The organism is Embleya sp. NPDC059213, assembly GCF_042754445.1.
In the GTDB taxonomy this organism is placed as follows: Bacteria; Actinomycetota; Actinomycetes; order Streptomycetales; family Streptomycetaceae; genus Embleya.
This window is the reverse complement of the sequence record NZ_JBHZAV010000098.1, coordinates 14,252-35,235: the sequence shown is the minus strand read 5'-3', so window position 1 is coordinate 35,235 and position 20,984 is coordinate 14,252. Positions and strand designations below refer to the sequence as shown.

Sequence of the window (20,984 nt, the reverse complement as noted above, 5' to 3'; positions counted from 1 at the left end):
AACTTTTCCATCACGGCCACGATCGCACGCTCTTCGTCAGGGGTGAACCGGCCGGTCGGGGGCGCCGATCGGCGCCACCGAGCAACTGCGGCCCGGGCTTCGGCCGTAGGGCGGTTGCCCCTCGCGTGGCCGCCCGGCCGCCTCCTGTTCCCGGGCGTCGACGTCGGTGAAAACCGGGTGACAATTGGGTGCCTCGGCTGGAACCTTGCGGCACGACGGACCCTCACCAGGATGGATGTGACGAGAAGTGAAGAACCGACAGGCATGACCTCGGACAACGGACTCAAGGTGCACAGTCGCACTCTTGTTCTGGACGGTCGCCCGTACACCCTGCTCGGGCTGCGTCCCGGAACCACCGAGCGTTTCGCCGTCGACGAGTTCCACGGCTACCGGCACATCGTCACCCACCGATCGGGCGCGCTGTTGCTGGGTTCGCTGTTGTGGGGCATGGCGCACCGGCGGGCGCAGAACACCGTCCTGGTCGTCGACCGCCCGTTCCTGGACCCGAGTCCGTTCGATGCGGAGCCGTCGCCGCCCATCGTGGTCGTGCCGACCCAATCGACACCGTTCGGTGACCGTGCGGCACGCGAACTCCGACGGCAGCTCCCGCTGTCGACGCCGTCCGAGGGGACACTTCGGCTGCGTAGGCCCGGATTCACGGAGGCCGTCGCCGACCGGGAGGCGTGGTTCGGCGCGCGCCCGCCCCGGCGCTTTCACGGGTACGACGAACGGCATCGCCGTCCGGTGATCGGCATGCGCGCGGGACTGCTCGTGCTGCCCGGCACTACGGAGTGGCTGCGCGAATGGGCGGTGGAGATCGGCTCGCTGGACCCGGCGGCTCCCGGCCTGGGCCACGGGGCCGGAATGGTGTACGACTCCATCCACACCGATTTCAGCCTGGAAGTCCACGTGTTCGACAACTATCGCGACCGCGTGACGGCTGCGCGGCTCGCCCGGGAACAGGTCGAGACGGAGCACCCGGCGTTGCGCGACCCCGATGCCCTGCGCCCGCTCATCCGGGAGCGCAACACGGATATCCACGTGCGCATGAGGCGCAACCGGACGGCGCGCCACACCGCTGCGCGGCGGGACACTCCGTCCTGAGGTCGCCGGCCGGCAGTCGTCGGCCCGACGAACCGGCCACCGCGTCGCGGGCGGGACGCGTGTACTCCCCGTTGTCGTTGTAGTGGCACAGCTCGGCGTAGCGCGCCCGGTCGGTCACTGCGTCGAACCGCCGCGCCGCCGAACGGAGGTGGCGGGCGCGAAGGCCGCTCAGGCGGCCGGGGCTCCGTCTCGGCGGAGGGGGCGTCCAAGGATGCGCTGCACGTCCTCCTCGATGTCGTCCGGCAGTTCCGCGCCGAACACGCACAGGGAGTGTTCCCAGGGATGTCCGAAGGTGCCGAATCGAAGGTCCTCCGCGAGGAACACGTGGTAGTCCCCGCTCGGGTACGGGCCGAGCGGCCAACCCTCCCGTGAGCGCCCTTCGAGGACGCGGGGCAGGAACATGTCGGTGTCCGGGATATCCGGACGGAGCCGGTAGCAGGTGTGCTGCCAGTCCAGGATCCACAGCGACTCCCCCGGCCCGGTGTGGTCGGTGAGCCCGTCCTGGACGACGTCGACCAGACGGTCGAGGTGTCGGTCGCCGGGGTCGTCGTTCAGCGCGTCGAGGCTCCACGTGATCGACGGCGAAGGCTCCGTGATCCCCGGGAACACGCACACGCTGGGTCTGAAGTCGAATCGGGCATCGAAACGGTCCCAGATACCCATGTATTCGGGGCCGGACAGGCGGTGCAGGCGTTCGGCGATCACCAGGCGAATCTATCGTTGGCCCATCCGCCGGTGGTGCCGGCGACCTGCGGGCGGGCCCTACCGGGCGAGCCGCGATTGGTCGGTTTCACGGATGAGTTACAGAGAGCGGATCCGGTGCAGTTCGAAGTGCCTGCCGCTCGCGCCTACTGCTGGAGTTCCATGACGTCGGCGACCACACAACTGACGTTGTCGGGGCCGCCGGAGCCGTTGACGAGGGCGATGAGTTCGCGGCCGGCCTGCTCGGGATCGCTGATCTCGGCGAGCGTATGGCGGATCTCTTCGGTCTGCAGGACGGTGGACAGACCGTCGGAACAGAGCAGGTACCGGTCTCCCTGCCGGGCGTCGTGAAGACGCATGTCGGGGGTGGCGTCGGCTCCTTGGCCCAGGGCTCGGATCAGCAGCGACCGTTGCGGGTGGGAGGCGGCTTCTTCCGGACTGAGGCGTCCCTCGTCGACCATCGACTGAACCATGGTGTGGTCGTGCGTGATCCGGAACAGTTCTCCGTCGCGCAGGAGGTAGGCGCGGGAGTCGCCGATGTGGACCAGGGCCAACTGCGAGCCGGTCCAGAGCATTGCGGTGAGCGTCGTGCCGGCCCCTTCGGGCGAAGAGCCGGTCGCGGCGATGCCGTGCACGGCCCGCTTGGCCTGCTCGATGACGTCTTCGAGGACGTTGAGGAGATTGCCCGCCGGGATGCCGTCGGTTTCGAGACGCTTGAGCGCGTCGACGGCAGCGGCGCTTGCGCGGGCTCCCGCGCTGCCGTAGCCGTCGGCGACGGCCAACAGGCGGGATCCGGCGTAGGCGGTGTCCTGGTTGCTCTCGCGCACGAGGCCCGTGTCGGAAAGGGCGGCGTAACGAATTCCCAGGGGCTTGGCAGTCGGGGACATGGCGGGGTCCTTCCGGGAGAGACGGTCGATGAGAAAAGCGGCCAGGTCCCGCCGTGCGGCGGTGTCGGCCTCGACCCGGGCCCAGAACGCGCGGACCTCCTGGGCCGCCGACGGTCCGTCCAGCGCGCAGACGTACCGGATGCGGGTCAGGGGCATCCCCAGGCGCCGGAGCCAGGCGACCAGCCGGGCCCGATCCAGTTGTTCCGGTGCGTAGAGGCGGTAGCCGGTCACCGGATCGACCCGCGCGGGGGGCAGCAGGCCGAGTTCGTCGTACAGACGCAGCGCCTTCGGCGACAGCCGGGACGCCTTCGCGAACGCCCCGATGGTCAGCAACCCCATGCCCGCTCCTCCTCATGCCGAGCACGTCGCCCGGCCGGACCGATGTTGTGGGTTCCCCCAGGGTGAAGGTCAACCATCGGCCTTCATCCTGGCCACAAGCCCGAGATCCGCCGTTGCATTCGGCCTTGAACTGTCGGAACTCGGCTTCGTCGTCGGCGAGGGCCTCGCTCTCTCACGCCGGTTCGCCGCGGGCGAAGCGGCAAGCCTCCTCCGCTCGCTTGCGCGCCTTGGCCCGCGTACCGCCCACAGTCGGCCTGCGGAGTTTCGGAAAGCCCTCGTGACCGCCGGCGAACTCCTCGACCCGGCGGACGGAGATGAGCGTGGGACCGTGGCGCAGGCACTCGACAAGTGCTGGCTGCACTCGGCCGCGCCACACCCGTAACGGCCCGTTCCGACAGGTGATCACTCACGCCACGCACGGCCGCGCTGGTCCGTCTGCGGCAACATGGGCCGCACTCTCTCGCCGGAACACGTCGTGAGCCCGATGTGGCTCCGGGACCCCGTATGCGATCCGGCCGGCAGGGTCGTGTGGGCGCGCCGCCGAGACGCCCGGCGGAGCTGCGGTGGGCGGGCCGGCGCGGGTGAGGGGCGTGCGGTTGGTGGGGTGGGGTCGCGGGCCTATTCGGAGGTGGGGTGGGGCTCGGCGATGCGGTTGCTCAGTCCGTCCAGGATGAGGGCGAGGCCCGCTTCGAAGGCCGACTCGTGGTTGATGTGCGGGACCTCGGGATGGTGTGTGTCAGGGTCGGTGTCCGCCTGCTCTTCCAGGACGCAGCCGACCGTGAAGTAGCCGGAGGCCAGCATCGCCATCCGGGCGTCCCGCTCGGGGATGCCCGATGCGAGCAGGAACGCCATTTTGCGGGCGAGGCGGTCGAGGTCCTCCCCTGCGGGGCTGCTGCCGGCGTGGAGTCGGGCGCCGTCGCGGCGCATCAGCAGGGTGCGACGGAAGCTGCGTGTGTTCGCCAGGAACCAGTCGCGCCAGTCGTCGGCGGGATCGGGCAGCAAGGCCGTCGCATGGGGTGCCATGGCGGCCTCGGCCATGGCGCCGAGCAGTTCCTTCTTGTTGCGGAAGTGGTAGTAGAGCGACGGCTGTTCCACGCCCAGTCGCTTCGCGAGTCGTCGCGTGCTGACGGCGTCCAAGCCGACCTCGTCGAGCAGGTCGAGTGCCTCGCCGACGACGGTCTCACGGGTCATCTTCACGTTGACAATCTATCAGTGATAGGTGACGCTGTACATGCACCTATCAGTGATAGAAAGAGAGGGTGTCATGACACACGAAGCCGAAAACCCCTCGTTGAAAGTCCTTGTCTGCGGCGGCGGGATCGCGGGCCAGGCACTGGCCTACTGGCTCGCCCGAGGCGGTCACCGGGTGACCGTCGTCGAACGTTTCCCGGCGTTGCGGGCCTCGGGTGCCCAGGTCGACCTTCGGGGCCAGGGCATCGACGCCATACGGCGGATGGGGCTCCTCGACGTCGTCAGGAGCAAGCTCGTGGACGAGGCGGGCGTCGCCCTGGTCGATGCCCGCGGCAAGGCGAGGGCGACGATCATGGCCAACACGTCCGGGCGTGGTCGGCAGACTCTGACGTCGGAGTACGAGATCATGCGCGGTGACCTGGTGCGCATCCTCCACGATGCGACGAAGGCGGACGTGAACCACGTCTTCGGCATCAGCGTGGACCGATTCGAGCAGGACGGGAAGCGCGTGGTCGCCCACTACTCGGACGGGTCCTCGGGCGAGTTCGATCTCCTGGTCGGCGCGGACGGGCAGGGGTCGCGCGTGCGGCGGGCCATCCTGCCGGCCGGCGCTCCCGATCCCTACCGGCGCGTGGGCATCCACACGGCCTACTGGTTCGTCCCGCGCATCGCGACGGACTCCAACATCCGGGACACCTACAACGCGCCCGGCGGCCGGATGATCATGCGCAGGAGTCACAACCCGACCGAGACGCAGGTCTACTTCGTGCTGCGGGAGGAGTCGCAGGAGGCATCGGCCGTCCACCGGGAGTCGATCGAGCGTCGGAAGGAGTTCTGGGCCGACAGGTTCCGCGACGCGGGCTGGCAGACCGGGCGTTTCCTCGAGGGCTTGGCGGCGACCGACGACCTGTACTCGCACGAGGTCGTGCAGGTGCGGACGGACACGTGGTCGAAGGGGCGCGTGGTCCTGGTCGGGGACGCCGCGTACTGCCCCTCCCCCTACAGCGGCATGGGCATCTCCGGCGGCCTGGTCGGCGCGTACGTCCTGGCCGGCGAGATCAACCGAAGCCCGCACGACCTGGCCGGCGCCCTGGCGAACTACGACCGCACGCTGCGGCCCTTCGTCGACACGATCCAGGCCCAGGTCAAGCCGCGTGTCCTGCGACTGAGCATGCCCGAGCACAAGGTGGGCATCGACGCGCTCCACTCGGTCGCCGCCCTGGCCTGCTTCCTGCACATCCCCGACTTCGTCGCGCGCCGTGCGAAGGAGGACCGGGGCGGGGACTGGCTGCTTCCGGAATACCCGTGACGGGGGGAGGCTTTCGGCCGGCAGCGGGATCGACGCCCCTTCGCGCGCACATCCGACGGGCTCGGGCGCAGGTTCCTTCGAGTCGAGGTTGCCCGAACCCGAAGCGTGGGCATCGGGTCGCGCCCGAAGGGGCGTTTGCCGCCGGAAAGGTGTGCGTGGGGGCGGGGTTGTCGGGTGGGCCTCGGCCCCGCTCCCCCACCTCGCCACGCACCCCAAGGGCGGCACGACACGACTCGTGTTCGGAAACGGATGGGCACCGCCTCGGTCGCGACGGGGCGATGTCCGTGACGTACGTGGGGATTTCGGCTTTCGGGTCGTGCGCTTCGGTATGCGGGGGCCATGGGTGGGTAGGGACCCGAGCATTGTCGGGGCCGATCCGGGGAGACTGCATGACGGCATTGCCGCGTCGAATACGGCGTCCCCTTCCGCGTAGCGGCGGCATCCTCGACGGTCGCTACCGCCTGGGCCCGCTGTTGGGTGCGGGCGGCACCGCCGATGTCTTCCGGGCCGTCGATCTGCGCCTGCGGCGGGAGGTCGCGGTCAAGGTCTTCCGACCGGGCGTGTGCGCGGTGACGGCGGAACGGTTCTGCCAAGAGGCGGTGTTGCTGGGCCGGTTGACACATCCTGCCCTGGTCACGGTGCACGATGTCGGTTGGCACGAGAGTTGCACGTACGTGGTGATGCGCCTGATCCGAGGCGTCACCCTGCGCGAACACATCCTGGACGGCCCCCTGACCGGCGACCGGGTGGCGCGGCTCGGCGCGCGGCTGGCCTCGGCGTTGGAGCACGTACACGCGGCGGGCATCGTGCATCGGGACGTGAAACCGTCCAATGTCCTGATCGGCCCCGGCGACGCGCCGTACTTGGCGGACTTCGGGATCTCGCGTCTCGTCGACGAACCCACCCGTTCCACTCCCGGCACCGTGGTCGGCACCGTCGCGTATCTCGCACCCGAGCAGATTCTCGGTCGGGGTACGGGGCCCGCGTGCGACGTCCACGCCCTCGGCCTGGTCCTGCTGGAGGCGCTGAAAGGCGAACGCGAGTATCCGGGAGCCTCCCTCGAAGCCGGCCTGGCTCGCTCGCTGCGCGCACCGCACATCCCGTCCTACGTTCGCGGCGAACTCGCCTCCGTGATCGAGGCGATGACGCGAGCCGATCCCGCGACCAGGCCCGATGCCGCCGAGTGCGTGCGTCTGCTCGACGCCGCCGCGTCGTCGTCCGCGCCCACCGCCGGCACGCCGCGCGAACCGGTGCTCGTGGCCGGCCACGCGTCCGTCGGCGAGGTGCCTCCGTCGACCTCGACGCCGGCCGCGTCCGGTACGTCGGCGGTACGGCGGATACGACATCGCCTGCCCGTCGCGGGTCTGGTCGCCGGCCTCGTACTGGGTGCGTGTGCGGCGACCATGGCGGTCCTCGACGACCACGCCGCCCCGGGCACGGACGACGGCCGTCCGGCCCCGGCCATCGCGCCGCTGCCGCCTGCCACGCAGCCGGCGGCCCCACCCACCGGGACCCCGACGACGGCCTCCTCCCCGTCGCCCTCGACGCCACCCGCGCGCGCGACCGCTCCCGCCGCTCCGCCCAGGGCGACGACCCACTCCGTCGGCGACCGGGTGTCCGCGTCCGCGAGCGGCGAGTCCCCGACCCGGGGCCCGAACAAGGAGCCGAAAGGCGACACCAAGCCCAGGAAGAACAGAAATGAATCCGGCGGACCTCCCGGCAAGCCGAAGCGGTAGACCCGCCACCCGGCGGATCCCCGACGACCCGACCTCGCCGACGCAGGCGTGGACCGTGTCCGTCCGTCACGACCGCGGGGCAGGGGCGCGTCCCGCTGCCATCGGTGCCACCCGAGCCGGCGGCCCGGCTGCCGGGTTCACTGCCGATGGTCCACCGGACCCGTCGCGGGTCGGGAGGGTGGCGGACCGCATCCGGCACTAACGTGGATAGGACGATGACCGGCGCGGAAGCTCGGACTGGTCCTGCGTCTCGTGTTCACCCGGTCACGGAGGAGCCATGACGGATGCCGAGAAACCCGGCCGGACCCCGGGAGTCGGTCACGGCCGCAGAAGCCGTCCCGGGGAAGCCGAGAGCCCCGAGGTGCAATCGCTACCGGTGACCCCCGCCCAACGCCGGCTCGCCCGGCTGGCCTTCGCGGCTGCGCTCGGTGTCGTGGCGATGCTGATCATCGGCGGTTTCCGGAGTCTGTCCGTGCTGATCGTGGGTGTGCTCGGACTCGCGGTGACGCTCGCGGCGCTGTGGGGTTTTCTGAGCAACCGAAGCCCGCTGCGCTGGGTCTGCCTCACCCTCGCCTTCGCCGTGCCGATCGCCGTGATCGTCTTCTACATCGCCCGCCACCAGTTGTGGGAGATCGTGGTGACACTGCTCCTGGTGGCACTGGCAGTGGCGGCCGCCAGAGCCGCGCTGATCCGGGCCCGGCCGCCCCACGGCATGCCCGAGCGTGAGAAGCCGTCCCCGGTCCGACCGTTTCTGATCATGAATCCCCACTCGGGTGGAGGAAAGGTCCGACGGTTCGCGCTGGATGACAAGGCGACCGCGTTGGGCGCCGAGGTGGCCCTGCTGAATGGTCCCGGCCGGGTCGATGTCGCCGAGTTGGCCCGAAGGGCAGTGGTGAACGGCGCCGATCTGCTCGGGGTCGCCGGCGGCGACGGCACCCAGGCACTCGTCGCCGCCGTCGCCGCCGAGAACGGCCTCCCGTTCGTCGTCGTCTCGGCGGGCACACGCAACCACTTCGCGATGGACCTCGGGTTGGACCGGGAACGGCCGGACGCCGGCCTCGACGCCCTGCGTGACGGCGTCGAACTGTCCCTGGACCTGGGGCTGATCGGCGAGCGAACCTTCGTCAACAACGCCTCGTTCGGTGCCTACGCCGAAGTCGTGCAGAGCCCGGCGTACCGGGACGACAAGCGGGGCACGATGCTTCGGCTGCTTCCCGAGATGCTCTCGGGCCAACGCGGCCCCCACCTGGTCGTCCGGATCGACGACGAGGTGGTCATCGAGGGCCCACAGGCACTACTCGTCAGCAACAACCCGTACGAGTTCGGTGGTCCGACCGAACCGGGCCGGCGGGCCCGCCTCGACACCGGCCTGCTCGGCGTCATCGCGATCACGGTCGACAACGCCGAGCACGCCGTCGAACTGCTTCGTGGCAGCCGTGGCAGGGGACTGCGCACACTGGTCGCACACGAGGTGCTCGTCGAGTCGGACGCCCCCCGGATCCCGGTCGGCATCGACGGTGAGGCCGTACTCATGCCCACCCCGGTGCGCCTGTCGATCCAACCGCTCGCACTGCGGGTGCGGGTGCCACGCGAACGGCCGGGCGTGCCACGGCCGAAGCCTCCGATCGACTTGGCGCTGCTGCGTCACCAGGCACTGGCCACGGCGCGTCTCGCCTCGACCCGTCACCGTCACCGGGACCGGGACCGGAAGTGACGGTCCGCCGCGAAACGGACGGTTCCTCAAGTGGACGGGTTGTCGCGAGGTGGCGGTCTATCGCTTTTCCGTGGACTCCTGATCACCACTCGGTGACCGTGTCTCGACGGACCTCGACTTGGACTTGGACTTCGACTTGGGCGCCGCTGCTGCCGCGGCCTGCGCGGTCGGCCACTTGAGTTCGATCTCGAGTTCGACCTCGCCCTCCCCCACTTCCACCTCGACCTCGCTGCGCAGCTCGTCGGGAACGTGCATGCTCAGCACGCCCGACCCGAGTTCCAACTCGACGTCACCGCCGCTCATGAGCGCGGCCGCGAGTGCGGAGAGCAACTCGGCTGCCTCGGAGCGCGACAACGAGCCCTTCTGCTCGAACTTCAGGTCTTTCATGGGAAAGCCTCCCATCGGCTGCCAACAACCTATGCAGTCGAGTCTGCGCTCCCCGTGGGCCCTGGGCATCCGGTGACCGCGTGCGGCCCGGTGCGGCGCACTGCCGGTCGCTCGACTGGACGCCGCGAGTCGGGCAAGTTCCCATGGAGACGGGGCCGATCGATTCCCCAACGGGTCCGCGTCGGACCCGCCGCGGCTCCGGGTCGTCTTGCACCTCGATCGTTCCGCCCCGGGTGCGGCCGACCCGACCACACGATCTACGGAAAGCACCTTCGGTGACGTCTTCGAGGATTCTCGTATGAACGCCCGGCAGGATGAGCAGGCAGCGGTCCGGCATGCGGCGGCGCGGTTGAAATCCGCCTTTCCCTCCGTGGATCCGGCCACCGTCGACGCACACGTCGAGGCGGCCCACGACGCGCTGAGCGATGCCAGGATCCGGACCTACGTCCCGATCCTGGTCGAACGACGCGCCAGAACGATGATCAAGGACGGCGGCACGCCACCTGCACCACCGCCGGCGGACCCCGAGCCCCGGGCACATGGGTCCACGGCCTGGCACCTCGAGGCTCGATGAGCCGAAGGTGCACGTCGGGGTGTTGCAGGGCCGACAAGGGGCTCCGACCGATCCGGACACGGGCGCGCGGGGTCTCGGGCTTCAGCCTCGGATGTCGAATTCCATGTAGTCCACGTCGGTGAGTTCGACCGCGTCCAGGTCGTCGGCTCGGGTGCCGCTTTCCTGGAAGTAGGACTGGTGGAGGCCGGCGGCGACGATGCGTTCGAGGTCGCGTTCGGGGGCGCCGGCGTGGTGGGCGGCGAACAGTTCCTGCGCGTGGGTGGGGGGCAGGGGCTGGGTGATGCGGCGCATGCGGGGGTCGTCGGTGGAGCCGGCGGCGGAGGAGAAGCCGAATCGGGCGCGGGTTTCGACGATCACGCCGCCGGTGGCGGCGGCGCGTTGTTCGGCGCGGCGGCGGACTCGGGGTTGCCACAGGCGGCGGACTTCGGCGTCGATTTTGGCGTTGACGGGGCGGGGTGGGGTTTTGCGGTCGCCCTTGAGGTAGCGCTCGACGGTGCGTTGACTGACGCCGAGGAGCGCGGCGACGGTGCGGGTGCGGCCCTGGTGCTTGCCGAGGAGGAAGCGGATGCGGGCCTTGGTGGATTGGGGGGGTTTGCGGGTGAGGACGTGTTGGGCGGCCTGGTCCAGGCCGTCGCCGATCTTGCCCATGTCGGGTTCCTATTCGCCTTCGGCGACGGCGTCGACGCCGTCCTTGATGTGGCGGGCGGGGTTTTGGTGTTCGGCCAACAGGTGCAGGGCCCATTCGAGGGGGCGGGTGCCCTCGTGTTTGACCATTCCGGGGCTGACGCCGAGGCGGAAGGCGCCGGGGATCGGCTTGCCGTCGGCGGTGCGCGGGAGGACGTCCAGCGGCGAGGGGCCGGCACAGGGGTAGACGGCGCAGTCGGAGAGGACGGCGATGGGGTACAGGTCGGCGGTGGTGGCGAGTTTGCGCATCTTGCGGTGCATGCCGACGCGGGCGTTGGCGATGACGGCGGCGCGGATGTCGGGGCGCCAGGTGGGGCGTTCCAGGGCGGGCCAGCGGTCGCCGGGGCGGTAGCGGGCGCCTTGGGGGCGTTCGCGGAGTTTGCCGATGCCGCCCTTGACGGTGGCCTTGATCGCGGCCAGGACGATCGCGCGGGCCGGGTCGACCTGCTTGTGCTCGGCCATGGCGGTCAGGAAGGCGGCGTCGGTGAGGGCGGGGGTGACCCCGAGGTCGGCCATGGTGGCGAGGTAGGCGTCGCGCAGGCGGGTGTACCAGGGGTCGAGGTAGGCACCGTGGTCGGGGCGGATCCATGCCTCGAACGGGTCGATGACGGCGCCGAGTTCGGCCGCGTAGGCGACAGTGGGGGTGGCGTACCAGCCGGGGCCGGTGGGGCGCTCGCCGGTCGGGGTGAAGGGGCTGGGCAGGCGGGGGTCGAGCTCGATGGTGGAGAGGTCGATGTACCAGCAGCCGGGCAACTTCTTGTCGAAGGTGGGGGCGTCGACGTGGACCGGGGGGCCCAGGCCGACCGGCAGGCGGCTCGCGGCGGCGAGGAAGGCGGCGTTGACGTCGAGGCCGACCGCGTATTCGAGGTTGCCCTCGTCGTCGCCGACCAGGTGGAGGGGGCGGTGCCAGTCGTAGGCCTCCTCGACCAGGACGTCCGCGCCGCCTCGGGACTGCGCGACGGGGTGCTCGTCCGGGGCCTCCGGCGGCGCCGGGTCCACGGCGTCGGTCAGCGAACCGGCGACCGGGCCGGAGCGCCAGGTCCCGGTGGCGGGCTCCTTGACGGCCTGGGTGGGTGGGCGCAGTTCGGTCATCAGCGCCAGGCCGGCGACGGCGGTGGAGCCGCGGGGGGTGACCACGCGGGAGGCGTAGGTGCCCAGGAGTTCGGCGAGTCGCGGTGCGGGGAAGGTGGCGGCGTCGGCCCAGGAGCGGGTGTCGAGGGCGTCCCAACCGAGGAAGGCGAACTGCACGCATTGGCGACGGCCGCCGTCGGCGGGGGGTCGGTAGACCTTGGTCCAGGGGGCGAAGCCGCGTCGGGTCAGGCGCCAGTCGTCCTTGGTGATCTGTTTGACGAGTTTGTGGTCCTCGGGCAGGCGCAGGTTGCGGCGGTCCTCCAGGTCGGCGGGCACGCCCAGGCGTTCGGCGGCGGCGGCGGTGACCACGATCAGGGGGTCGGCGTCGCGGCCGGCGCGGTGCAGGCGCTCCGCGCCCAGGCCGGCGTCCAGGGCCCAGGCGACCACGGCGGGCAGCGACTTCGCCGGGCAGGGCAGGGTGCGGCCGTCGGCCAGGTGGGCCACGAGCCGCGTCCGGTCGGTGTCGAGGACCGCGAGCGGGCCGGCCGGGAAGCGGGTGGTGTGCGTCGGGTCCGGGGCCGTGGTGTTCGGGTCCGCGGAGGGGCTGCTCGCGGCGGCCGGGGAGCGACGCGACGTGGCGCGCTTTGGTGCGGGCGCCGGGGCCGTCGGCGCAGCGGTGGGGGGCGTGGGCGCCGGGTGCGCCCATGGGGCGGCGGCGGAGGTGGCCGGGGCGGGTGTCGGGGCGCGGGTCGGGTCGGGTGCGGGAGGCGTGTCCGTGCCTGTCGTGGGGCCGGGCTCGGCGGGCCGGTCGGGTGTGGGTTCGACCGGGGGCGCCTTCGCCGGTTCGACCGGGGGCGCCTTCGCCGGTTCGGCGGGGTCGGGGGCCGGGTCCCGGTCGGGGGTGGGATAGCGGTCGGCGAGGCCGTCCAGGAGTCGGGCGTACGCCTGGCGTTGTGGGGGGCGCGGGTCGCTGCGGCCGGCCTCCCAGGCCACCACCGTCACCCGCTGGACACCGAGCGCGTCGGCGACCTGCTGCTGGGTGAACCCGGCCGCCTTGCGCAGACGGGCGCGTTCCGCCGGCGACGGGAGATCGCTCCGGGCCTGGGCCAGCAGGGCGTCCACGGCGTCGAACAGGGTCGGGGGGTCGGACTCGGACATGCTGCACCTCCAGCCCTGAGTTTATCATGGATCACACTTTGAATCCGACATCAAATTGACATTTCGGGGTGTTCGTCGGGTTCGAGCCGGGGCGCGCCGGTCGGACACCGGGCAATGCGCCGGCTCACCGGGGAGCGGCCGCTCGGCGCTCCTCGGGGGTCGTCGGCGGTCGGTGGAAATGATGGCGCAGAGCACGCGGGATACGACGCAGGCCACTGCCCTGTCGGTCGTCCTCCGCATCGTCGCACTCCTGCGCCGTTGCCGGATTCCGCGCGGACAGGTGCCGAGCCCGGTGGTGGGCGAGAAGGCCGGCTGTCGCGGAACCCGGCTTCCCGCGGCGGGCGTTCACTCGGGGATGGTCGCGATTCGGGCCGGGGGCTCGTCGGGTCGGCACGAACGAGCACCGGCCGACGGCGTGCCGGCGGCGCACCGGGGCCGAGCTCGGGCCGGTGCGCCGACGGTGAGACCTGCCGCGGGGCGGCGGCGGTCAGTGAGTGGTGGTCGGTGCCGGTTCGATGTTGCGCAGGAAGGTTCGCTGGTCGGCGAGATAGCCGTCGGCGAACAGTGAGCGGGGGGCGAAGAGGGCCACGAGGGTGATCTTGAGTTCGGAGTCCTCGAGGTTCTTCTTGACCAGGTCGTGGGTGGCGTTCTTGTAGTGCTTGACCGTCAGGGCGCCGGCGGCGTCGAGCTCGCGGCGGTATCCGGCCTCCGTGTCGGCGACGTCCACGTTGACGTCGTGGTCGGGGAGGACAAGGAGCACCGGAACGCCGCGCAGTGCGGGCAGGTCGGCCGTGACGTCCGAGTTGTTGTTGCGGGAGACGAAGCCCCAGCGGGCCTCGCTCATCGCGCCTTCGGCGCCGACGGTCGCGATGTACCGCCGATGGTCGGCGTGTTCGGCGAGCAGTCGGCGAATCGTGTCGCTCTTCGCCGCCTCCCGGTCGACCTCGGCGGGCGAGGCGCCCTTCTCGCGCAGTTCGGACAGCAGGTTGTAGCGGCCCTGGCGGAGCCAGTTGATCGCCGGCGAGACCCCGATGACGAAGCTGATCCGGGTCCGGGCGGCGACCTTCGGCATCACCCAGCCGCCCTGGCTGGCGCCCCACAGGCCGACCCGGCGGCCGTCGATGTCGCTACGCGCGCGGGCCCAGGCGATGGCGGCCGCGGCCTCGTCGGCCCGGTCGTCCATGGACTGCGTCAACCAGTTGCCGGGCGCTCCGGCGACGCCGGGCTTGTGCCAGGACAGCGACGCGTAGCCGGCCTTGGCGAAGGACTCCCAGATCGGCCGGTAGCCGTCGTCGTGGGTCGCGTTGGTCGGACCGTCCCCGTGGACGAACACGACGAGGCCGTGCGGTCCCTTGCCCTTGGGCTTGGCCAGGACGCCTTCGAGGGTGTGGCCGCCCTGGCTGATGGTGACCTTTTCCTCGTCGAGGTCGAAGGTGTTCTGCCACACCACGACGCCGCCGAGGGCCACGACGACGAACATCACGCCGGCCACCGACCAGGCCACGGCGCGGAACCAGCGGCGGCTGCGGAGGCGGGGCTTGGGCGTGGGCGTCCCGGTGGGCTCGGTGGGCTCGGTGGGCTCGACGGCGGGGTCGACGGCGGGTCGGGTTCCGGGCGGGCGCTCGGGGCTGGGATGGGTCATCGGATACTCCCCCTTGGGTGATCGATACAAAAACTATCGCATGCGATACGATCGGTTTACAAACGAGAGATCAGCACGAGGGGGGCCGGAGGGGGAGCCCGATTTCCGTACCCTCGTGGAGGCCGGCGCGCGGCGACGACGCGCCGATCCGTCATCACTACCGGGAGGCACAGATCACGTGACCGGCCAACCGCAGATCACACCCCGAGTCGAGGTCCCGACCCGCATGCTCGTACACGCGCTGATTCGCGCGGACGGCACCGTGGACGCAGGCGAGTTGTACTCGGTCGCCGGCACGCTCGACATGACCGACCAGCAGGTGCGCCTGTGCATCAAGCGACTCGTCGCCGAGGGCCGATTCACCCACGAGGGCCGGGGCCGCAAGGCGCTGTTGCGAACCACCGCCGACACCGAGCGTTCGATCACGCCGGACATCGACTTCCTGCGGTACGCCTACGAACAGGACGCCGGACGCGCGCCCTGGGACGGCACCTGGCACCTGGTCGCGTTCGCCGTGCCCGAGACCCGGCGGGTGGCTCGGGACACCTTGCGGGAAGTACTCGCGCGGCTCGGCGGCGCCCCCATCCAGGGCGGCCTGTACGTGAGCGCGAACGCGTGGGAGTCCTACGTGGAGGACGAGGTCCGGCGGCTCGACATCCTGGACGGCGTCACGTTCCTCGGCACGGACACGCTGCGGCGCGGCGACGAACGCGACCCCGTCGCACTCGTCGCCGCGCTCTGGCCGCTGGAGGCGATCGCGGCTCGGTACCACCGGCTCGTCGACGTCGCCCAGGCGCGCCTGGATCGGATCCGCGATCCGGCCGGGATCTCCACCCGGGAGGCACTCACCATCGCGGTCGAGATCGCCGCCGAGTTCACGCGCGCCATGGAGCCCGACCCGCTGCTGCCGCCGGAACTGTTGCCGCAGCCGTGGCCCGGCACCCGGGCCCGCGAACTCACGGCCCGCTGTTGGGCGTTGCTGCCGCGCGGCACGGGCGAGGCGGAGCCGAGAATCTACCAGCGCTACGACGGGGCGCTGAGCGACGCGATCCGGCGCGCCGGCGAGGATGCGCAACCGTAGTCGCCCTGCAAAGTTGAATGGTCGTTGGTTCACCGGAAATCGAGGTGGTTGGGATGGACTGGGGAGTTCTGGCGGAGTTCGCGTTCGACCAGGTGGGCGGTGCGCAGAACACCGTGACACAGGTGGTGGACAACACCGCGGTCCCCGGGGAGGCGCCCGTCGTGGTGACCTCCGCACGCGGTCGCGACGAGTGGAGCAACGGCACGCTGGTGCTCACCACGCATCGTCTGGTGTACGTCAAGGAGGGCAAGCCCACCGTGGCGGTGCCGCTCGCGGGCGTCACCGATGTCGCCTTCGGCACGTCCCGACTCGCGGGCAACGTCGTGAAGGTGACCGCCATCAGCGGTGCGCACAGTTGGGAAAACGTGGCCGACGGACCGGCGTTCGTGGCGAGGCTGCGCGAGGCGGTGACCGGCGCCGCGCTCCGGGAACAGCAGGCGCCGCAGCCGGCGGCGCCATCGGCCGAGCCTGTGGCAGGAGGTGCCGGCGGTTCCGCGATATTGGACGGCCTCGAACGCCTCGCCACCCTGCATCGCGCCGGGGCGCTGACCGACGAGGAGTTCACTGCGGCGAAGCGGCGGCTCATCGAGGGTTGAGGGCGCGGCGCCCGGTCGACCGGGTCGCCCGGAACGAATGGGCCGGCCGCAGGAGTACGTGGCGGCCGAATGCGGATATCGCCGGGCCCGGGGAGGCCCGAAAGCGCGTGGACCGCCCGTGGGCACTCCCCCGGGCGGTCCACGCTTGCGTGCTTCCGGGCGGAACGGGCCCGGGTCGTTCGGCGGTGCTGCGTTACTCGGCGCCGGCGGCCTTGCGGTAGGTGGCCACGTGGACCCCCGTGCCGCTGGTGACGGTGGAGACGAGTTCGAAGGCGCGCAGCGCGCCGTCGCTCGGGTAGATCGTCTTTCCGCCGCCGAGGAGTACCGGCATGATCATCAGGCGGAGTTCATCGGCGAGACCTTCGGCGATGAGGGTGCGGGCGAGCGAGGCGCTGCCGGTGACGACCAGGTCGCCGCCGTCGAGGTCCCGCAGCTTGGTGATCTGTTCCAATGCCTGGTCGCCCGGTATGCGGATGGTGTTGTTCCAGGTCAGATCGTCGTCGGTGAGCGTGTTGGTCACGACGTACTTGGTGATGTTGTTCATGTGGTCGGCGAACGGGTCGCCCGCGCGCTCCGGCCAGGCGGCGGCCATGGTCTGCCAGGTGCTGCGGCCGAACAACATGGCCCCGGTGGTGACGCTCCACTCGGCCAGGGCCTTGCCCATGACGGCCGGGTCGAAGTAGGGGTGCGTCCAACCACCGTGGGCGAAGCCGCCGTCGGTGTCCTCCTCCGGGCCGCCCGGTGCCTGTACGACGCCGTCGAGGCTGACGAATTCGGCGATTACGATACGCATTCGGACATCTCGCTGTTCTTCTCGTGATTGCGAAAGCGGGGTTGTCGAGGCGGTGGCACGGGTGCGACACACCGCGCCGTCTCCGGAATTCGTCGCCCCGGGACGTTCTGCTTTTCCGACGCGACAAACGCTAGGACGCATTTACTCCAGCGTCAATCGATCAAGGCCCATATTTCATTGAAACAGCAGGTCAGGGAGTTGGAATTGTTGCAATGAATATGACGTCTCCCGGCTCGTATATTGCAATGACTTATCGTTGCAAGGAGACTGGTTCGACCGAGAGAACGCACGGACCCCAGGAGCGAACAGCCATGCCCGGAGGCAGACTCACCCGCCAGGAACGCCAACAGATCGCCGCAGGACTGGCCGAAGGGCTCTCCTACAGCGGCATCGCCAAGCGCCTGGAACGGCCGACCTCGACGGTCGTCCGCGAAGTGATGCGCAACGCGGGCCCGCTCGACTACCGCGCGGACCACGCCCACCGGGCCACCCAACGGCGGGCCCGCCGCGGTGCGGTCGCCCCCGACTCGCCCGGCAGGTCGGCCGCCGCGGCATACCCGCAGGACGTACGGGAGTTCGCGGTGCGCTTCGCCGCGCTCCTGAACAACCTGGGAATCCCGCGCATGCCGGCCCGCGTGCTCGGCTGCCTGTACACCAGCGACAGCGGCAGCCTCACCGCGGCGGAACTGGTCCTGCACCTGCGGGTCAGCCCGGCCTCCGTCTCCAAGGCGGTCGCCTACCTGGAAGGGCAGTTGTTCGTACGGCGGGAACGCGACGAGGAGTTGCGCCGGGACAGGTACGTGATCGACGACGACGTCTGGTATCGCGCGCTCGTCGCCAGCGTCCGGACCAACACCGCCGTCGCACAGGCCGCGCGCGACGGGGCGGAGATCCTGGGCGAACAGACCCCGGCCGGCCGCCGCCTCGACGACATGGGGGTCTTCCTCGACCGGGTGGTGCGGGACCTGGTCCGGTCGGCCGAGCATTGGCGCTCGGCCCGATGAGTGCGGGTCGGCGCGTTGACGCCATGAGGGCCTGCACTGCCTCGGGGGAAGATCGCGGAACACGACAACTCCCGGCAAGGGTGCGGGTGTTCTGCGAGTGGTATCGCTGTGCCGCTCGGCCCCGGGGTGGTTGGGTCAGTGGACTCGGCAGACCCGGAAGCCGATGCCGGCCGTGCGGAGTCGGTCGATCAGCGCGTCGCCCATCGCCGCCGCCGGTGTGACCTGTCCCGAGGTCTCGGGCAGGTGGTCCAGCGCCAGGCACAGGGCCGCCTCGCCGAGCATCTTCGCGGTCTCGTCGTAACCCGGGTCGCCGCCCGAGACCTCGGTGAACGCCTGTTGTCCCCCGCCCGCTCCGACGAACCGGACCCGGAACCAACTGCGGCCTCGTTGCTGTTCGTTCGGCCCGCGACCCGGCGCGTACCGGCTCGTCAACCAGGAGCGCACGGGAGGGATCTGCGCGGCGGCCACCAGGGCCGCCGCCCCGATCGGTGCCGCGAGCGCCATCGGCAGGGTCTGCACCGACGCGTAGTGCCGGTAACGGAAGTCGGGGCCGTACCGCTCCAGCGCGGCGGCCGAACGCCCCACCACGATCGGGTCGATCGTGGGCAGCGGCAACGCCCACGCGCCCGTCTCCCGGCTGAACCGCGGTGCGCCCGGCGCGATGCGGACCCGGCGCCCGACGAGCCCGGGTTCGTGCCGTCGCCGCTCCCGCGCGGCGGCCGTCGCCTGGAGCCCGCGACCGATGACGGACAGGGCCGAGGCGAACGTCCCTCCCGAGATCCCCGCCCGGGTCCGAACGAAGCCGTCGACGGACAACGGCACGTCCTTCGGCAGTTGTCGGACGGTGAAGAACACGCCCAGGTCGTGCGGCAGCGAATCGAAACCGCAGGAATGCACGATCCGCGCACCCGTCTCCTGCGCCCGGCCCGCGTGCCGCACGAACATCCGGTCGACGAACTCGGGTTCACCGGTGAGATCGGCGTAGTCCGTACCGGCCTCCGCGCACGCGGCGACCAGCTCCTCCCCGTACCAGCCGTACGGGCCCACCGTCGACGCCACCACCCGCGTGGACTGTGCCAACGCGCGCATCGTCGCCGGATCGCCGGCGTCCGCGACCACGATCGCGAGATCGGCCGCCCGGTCCGGGAAGGACTCGGCCAGGTCGGCCCGCAAGACCTCCAGCTTCTTCGGGTCACGCCCCGCGAGCGCCAAGCGGCAACCGTGCGGCGCGTGCGCCGACAGGTACCGGGCGGTGAGCCGGCCGACGAACCCCGTCGCGCCGAACAGCGCGACATCGTAAGGCCGTTGACGGTTCGGGTTGTGGCGCATTCGGGCTTCTCCAGGTGTGGTTGCGGCGACTCGTCGGCCGGACGGGCGTGCCGGCCACGGCTCGGCCGGCCGTTTCATCCGACTCGGTCATGCCTCCCCGGTGCGCGAGGTCCTGCAACGTCGGTTCGCGGTTCGAGACGCCGCCGAGTTTGGACTTGCGAGTCCAATTTTGTCGCTGCACAGTGGCAGCGCGCCCCGGACGACCGGGCGTGCGAGTTCATCCGAAGAACCGAACGATGGAGTGGACCATGTCTATGCGGCTTGAGGGCCGGACCGCCCTGGTGACCGGATCGACCAGCAATATCGGGCGTGCGATCGCGGAGGCCTTCGCCGCCGAGGGAGCGTATGTCGTCGTCTCCGGCCGCAGCGCCGAGCGTGGCCGGGAGGTGGTCGACGGCATCCGCGGCCTGGGCGGTCGCGCCGAATTCGTGCGGGCCGACCTGGACGGAAGCGCGGCCGCCTCGCGGGCACTGGCCCGGGAGGCGACGCGGGTGCTCGGTGGGCGCATCGACGTCCTGGTCAACAACGCCGGCATCTACCCCGGCGACACCACGGCGGCCACCGACGAGAGCACCTTCGACCGGGTCTACGCAGTCAACGTCAAGGCCCCGTTCTTCCTGACCGCTGCCGTCGCGCCCGCCATGGTGGAGGCCGGCGGTGGAACGATCGTCAACCTGGGCTCGTGGATCGCACGATTGGGCATTCCGGTCGGCGCCCTCTACAGCTCCACCAAGGGGGCCATGGAGACCCTGACCCGGGCCTGGGCGGCGGAGTTCGGGCCGCAGGGTGTGCGGGTGAACGCGATCTCTCCCGGGGTGGTGCTCACGCCCACGCCCGGAGAGGTGCACCCCGGCGAGGTCATGATGAAGGGCACTCCCGCCGGACGGATGGGCACCCCCGACGCGATCGCGAACGCCGCCGTATATCTGGCCGGCGCCGAGTCCTCGTTCGTGCACGGGATTGTGCTCGACGTCGACGGCGGGCGCACCGGTGCCGCCGTCATCGCCGGCTGACGCGAGGCCGGGAGCCGGGAGCCGGGGGCTCGACGAGGGGGCCGGTCACGCCGCTGCGCGGCCCGCGTGGCGCAGGTCCGCGATGCCTTGATCGAGGGCGGCGCGCAAGTGTGTGGACCGGCCGGTCGACAACAGGATCGACACGCCCCCCTGGATCGCGGCCAGCAGCGCCGCGGCCCGTACGTCCACGTCGAGTTCGGCGGGAAGCGCGCCGGTCGCCTGGAGCGCCCGGATGCCCGCCGCCAGGCTTTCCTGCCAGCGGCGCAACAACTCGATCACGATGGCCCGCGCCCCGGGGGTCGAGCGCCCGACCTGATGGAACAGCGAACCGAGCGGGCACTGGTCCCCCTGGGCTTCGTAGCGTTCGATCACCACGTCCCGCCACTGCTCCCAGGACTCCCACGAGTCGAGGCGGCCGAGATACGGCTGCTGGTCCTCCAGGACCCGGTCCGCCTCGAACTGGGCCACCGCCACGAGCAGTTCGTCCTTGCCGCTCGGGAAGTAGTGGAAGAGCTGGCTCTTGCTGGTGCCGGTCCGCGCCATGATGTCGTCGAGCGTCGCCGCCACGACGCCCTTCTCCCGCAGTACCGCCGCCGCACCCTCGACGATCCGACTGCGCGTGGCCTGCCCCTTCGCCGTCAACTTCCCGGGCATGCGCCGCCTCCTCGTA

General features: G+C 70.9%; 19 protein-coding genes. 9 read left to right on the top strand and 10 right to left on the bottom strand.

Annotated features, from left to right (window positions below; all coding sequences use genetic code 11):
• Positions 1–264: 264 nt before the first annotated feature.
• Entirely contained in the window at positions 265–1,104 is an 840-nt protein-coding gene (locus ACFXMF_RS30005; RefSeq protein ID WP_379991290.1) for a hypothetical protein, read from the top strand.
• 168 nt (positions 1,105–1,272) lie between these two features.
• Here ACFXMF_RS30005 and ACFXMF_RS30000 read toward each other — a convergent pair whose 3' ends face one another.
• The 3 genes from ACFXMF_RS30000 to ACFXMF_RS29990 form a co-directional block, all read right to left on the bottom strand.
• Positions 1,273–1,809, bottom strand: coding sequence for a DUF2716 domain-containing protein (locus ACFXMF_RS30000; RefSeq protein ID WP_379991291.1), 537 nt, complete (start codon positions 1,807–1,809; stop codon positions 1,273–1,275).
• A gap of 143 nt (positions 1,810–1,952) precedes the next feature.
• Complete coding sequence (locus tag ACFXMF_RS29995; RefSeq protein WP_379991292.1) at positions 1,953–3,032, bottom strand: protein phosphatase 2C domain-containing protein; 1,080 nt, start codon at positions 3,030–3,032, stop codon at positions 1,953–1,955.
• 618 nt (positions 3,033–3,650) lie between these two features.
• On the bottom strand, positions 3,651–4,223 hold the full coding sequence (locus ACFXMF_RS29990; RefSeq protein ID WP_360321177.1) for a TetR/AcrR family transcriptional regulator C-terminal domain-containing protein: 573 nt from the start codon (positions 4,221–4,223) through the stop codon (positions 3,651–3,653).
• A gap of 73 nt (positions 4,224–4,296) precedes the next feature.
• Here ACFXMF_RS29990 and ACFXMF_RS29985 point away from each other — a divergent pair, with 73 nt between their 5' ends.
• From ACFXMF_RS29985 to ACFXMF_RS29975, 3 genes are all read left to right on the top strand, one after another.
• Positions 4,297–5,532, top strand: a complete 1,236-nt coding sequence (locus ACFXMF_RS29985; protein ID WP_379991293.1) for an FAD-dependent oxidoreductase — start codon at positions 4,297–4,299, stop codon at positions 5,530–5,532.
• A gap of 389 nt (positions 5,533–5,921) precedes the next feature.
• The gene (locus ACFXMF_RS29980) at positions 5,922–7,268 is read left to right on the top strand and encodes a serine/threonine-protein kinase (protein WP_380018067.1); all 1,347 of its coding nucleotides are present in this window, start codon (positions 5,922–5,924) and stop codon (positions 7,266–7,268) included.
• Between the two features lie 376 nt (positions 7,269–7,644).
• Positions 7,645–8,982: a diacylglycerol/lipid kinase family protein gene (locus tag ACFXMF_RS29975; RefSeq protein WP_379992093.1), complete on the top strand. Its 1,338-nt coding sequence runs from the start codon at positions 7,645–7,647 to the stop codon at positions 8,980–8,982.
• A gap of 57 nt (positions 8,983–9,039) precedes the next feature.
• Here the strand turns inward: ACFXMF_RS29975 and ACFXMF_RS29970 are convergent, their stop codons facing one another.
• On the bottom strand, positions 9,040–9,369 hold the full coding sequence (locus tag ACFXMF_RS29970; protein ID WP_379992094.1) for an amphi-Trp domain-containing protein: 330 nt from the start codon (positions 9,367–9,369) through the stop codon (positions 9,040–9,042).
• A gap of 298 nt (positions 9,370–9,667) precedes the next feature.
• Here ACFXMF_RS29970 and ACFXMF_RS29965 point away from each other — a divergent pair, with 298 nt between their 5' ends.
• Positions 9,668–9,943 carry a three-helix bundle dimerization domain-containing protein gene (locus ACFXMF_RS29965; protein ID WP_360321111.1) on the top strand — a complete coding sequence of 92 codons (276 nt, stop codon included), beginning with the start codon at positions 9,668–9,670 and terminating at the stop codon, positions 9,941–9,943.
• A gap of 81 nt (positions 9,944–10,024) precedes the next feature.
• Here ACFXMF_RS29965 and tpg read toward each other — a convergent pair whose 3' ends face one another.
• From tpg to ACFXMF_RS29950, 3 genes are all read right to left on the bottom strand, one after another.
• Complete coding sequence (gene tpg, locus ACFXMF_RS29960) at positions 10,025–10,591, bottom strand: telomere-protecting terminal protein Tpg (protein WP_360321114.1); 567 nt, start codon at positions 10,589–10,591, stop codon at positions 10,025–10,027.
• Positions 10,592–10,600: 9 nt separating this feature from the next.
• Positions 10,601–12,856 (bottom strand): telomere-associated protein Tap, encoded by a 2,256-nt coding sequence (gene tap / locus ACFXMF_RS29955; protein ID WP_379992095.1) that lies wholly within the window; start codon positions 12,854–12,856, stop codon positions 10,601–10,603.
• A gap of 487 nt (positions 12,857–13,343) precedes the next feature.
• Positions 13,344–14,498 carry an alpha/beta hydrolase family protein gene (locus ACFXMF_RS29950; protein WP_379992096.1) on the bottom strand — a complete coding sequence of 385 codons (1,155 nt, stop codon included), beginning with the start codon at positions 14,496–14,498 and terminating at the stop codon, positions 13,344–13,346.
• Positions 14,499–14,724: 226 nt separating this feature from the next.
• On the opposite strand from ACFXMF_RS29950, the gene ACFXMF_RS29945 reads away from it, so the two are divergent.
• Together ACFXMF_RS29945 and ACFXMF_RS29940 are read left to right on the top strand one after the other, a co-directional pair.
• Positions 14,725–15,579 carry a PaaX family transcriptional regulator C-terminal domain-containing protein gene (locus ACFXMF_RS29945; RefSeq protein WP_379992098.1) on the top strand — a complete coding sequence of 285 codons (855 nt, stop codon included), beginning with the start codon at positions 14,725–14,727 and terminating at the stop codon, positions 15,577–15,579.
• 53 nt (positions 15,580–15,632) lie between these two features.
• Positions 15,633–16,175 carry an SHOCT domain-containing protein gene (locus tag ACFXMF_RS29940; protein WP_379992097.1) on the top strand — a complete coding sequence of 181 codons (543 nt, stop codon included), beginning with the start codon at positions 15,633–15,635 and terminating at the stop codon, positions 16,173–16,175.
• A gap of 193 nt (positions 16,176–16,368) precedes the next feature.
• Here ACFXMF_RS29940 and ACFXMF_RS29935 read toward each other — a convergent pair whose 3' ends face one another.
• On the bottom strand, positions 16,369–16,968 hold the full coding sequence (locus tag ACFXMF_RS29935; protein WP_360321129.1) for a dihydrofolate reductase family protein: 600 nt from the start codon (positions 16,966–16,968) through the stop codon (positions 16,369–16,371).
• A 311-nt stretch (positions 16,969–17,279) separates the two neighbouring features.
• Here ACFXMF_RS29935 and ACFXMF_RS29930 point away from each other — a divergent pair, with 311 nt between their 5' ends.
• Positions 17,280–17,972, top strand: coding sequence for a helix-turn-helix domain-containing protein (locus ACFXMF_RS29930; RefSeq protein WP_360321132.1), 693 nt, complete (start codon positions 17,280–17,282; stop codon positions 17,970–17,972).
• Positions 17,973–18,107: 135 nt separating this feature from the next.
• On the opposite strand, the gene ACFXMF_RS29925 is transcribed toward ACFXMF_RS29930, so the two are convergent.
• Positions 18,108–19,301, bottom strand: a complete 1,194-nt coding sequence (locus ACFXMF_RS29925) for a saccharopine dehydrogenase family protein (RefSeq protein ID WP_379991859.1) — start codon at positions 19,299–19,301, stop codon at positions 18,108–18,110.
• Positions 19,302–19,549: 248 nt separating this feature from the next.
• Here ACFXMF_RS29925 and ACFXMF_RS29920 point away from each other — a divergent pair, with 248 nt between their 5' ends.
• Positions 19,550–20,314 (top strand): SDR family NAD(P)-dependent oxidoreductase, encoded by a 765-nt coding sequence (locus ACFXMF_RS29920; protein WP_379991860.1) that lies wholly within the window; start codon positions 19,550–19,552, stop codon positions 20,312–20,314.
• Positions 20,315–20,359: 45 nt separating this feature from the next.
• On the opposite strand, the gene ACFXMF_RS29915 is transcribed toward ACFXMF_RS29920, so the two are convergent.
• Positions 20,360–20,968, bottom strand: a complete 609-nt coding sequence (locus tag ACFXMF_RS29915) for a TetR/AcrR family transcriptional regulator (protein ID WP_360321141.1) — start codon at positions 20,966–20,968, stop codon at positions 20,360–20,362.
• Positions 20,969–20,984: the final 16 nt, after the last annotated feature.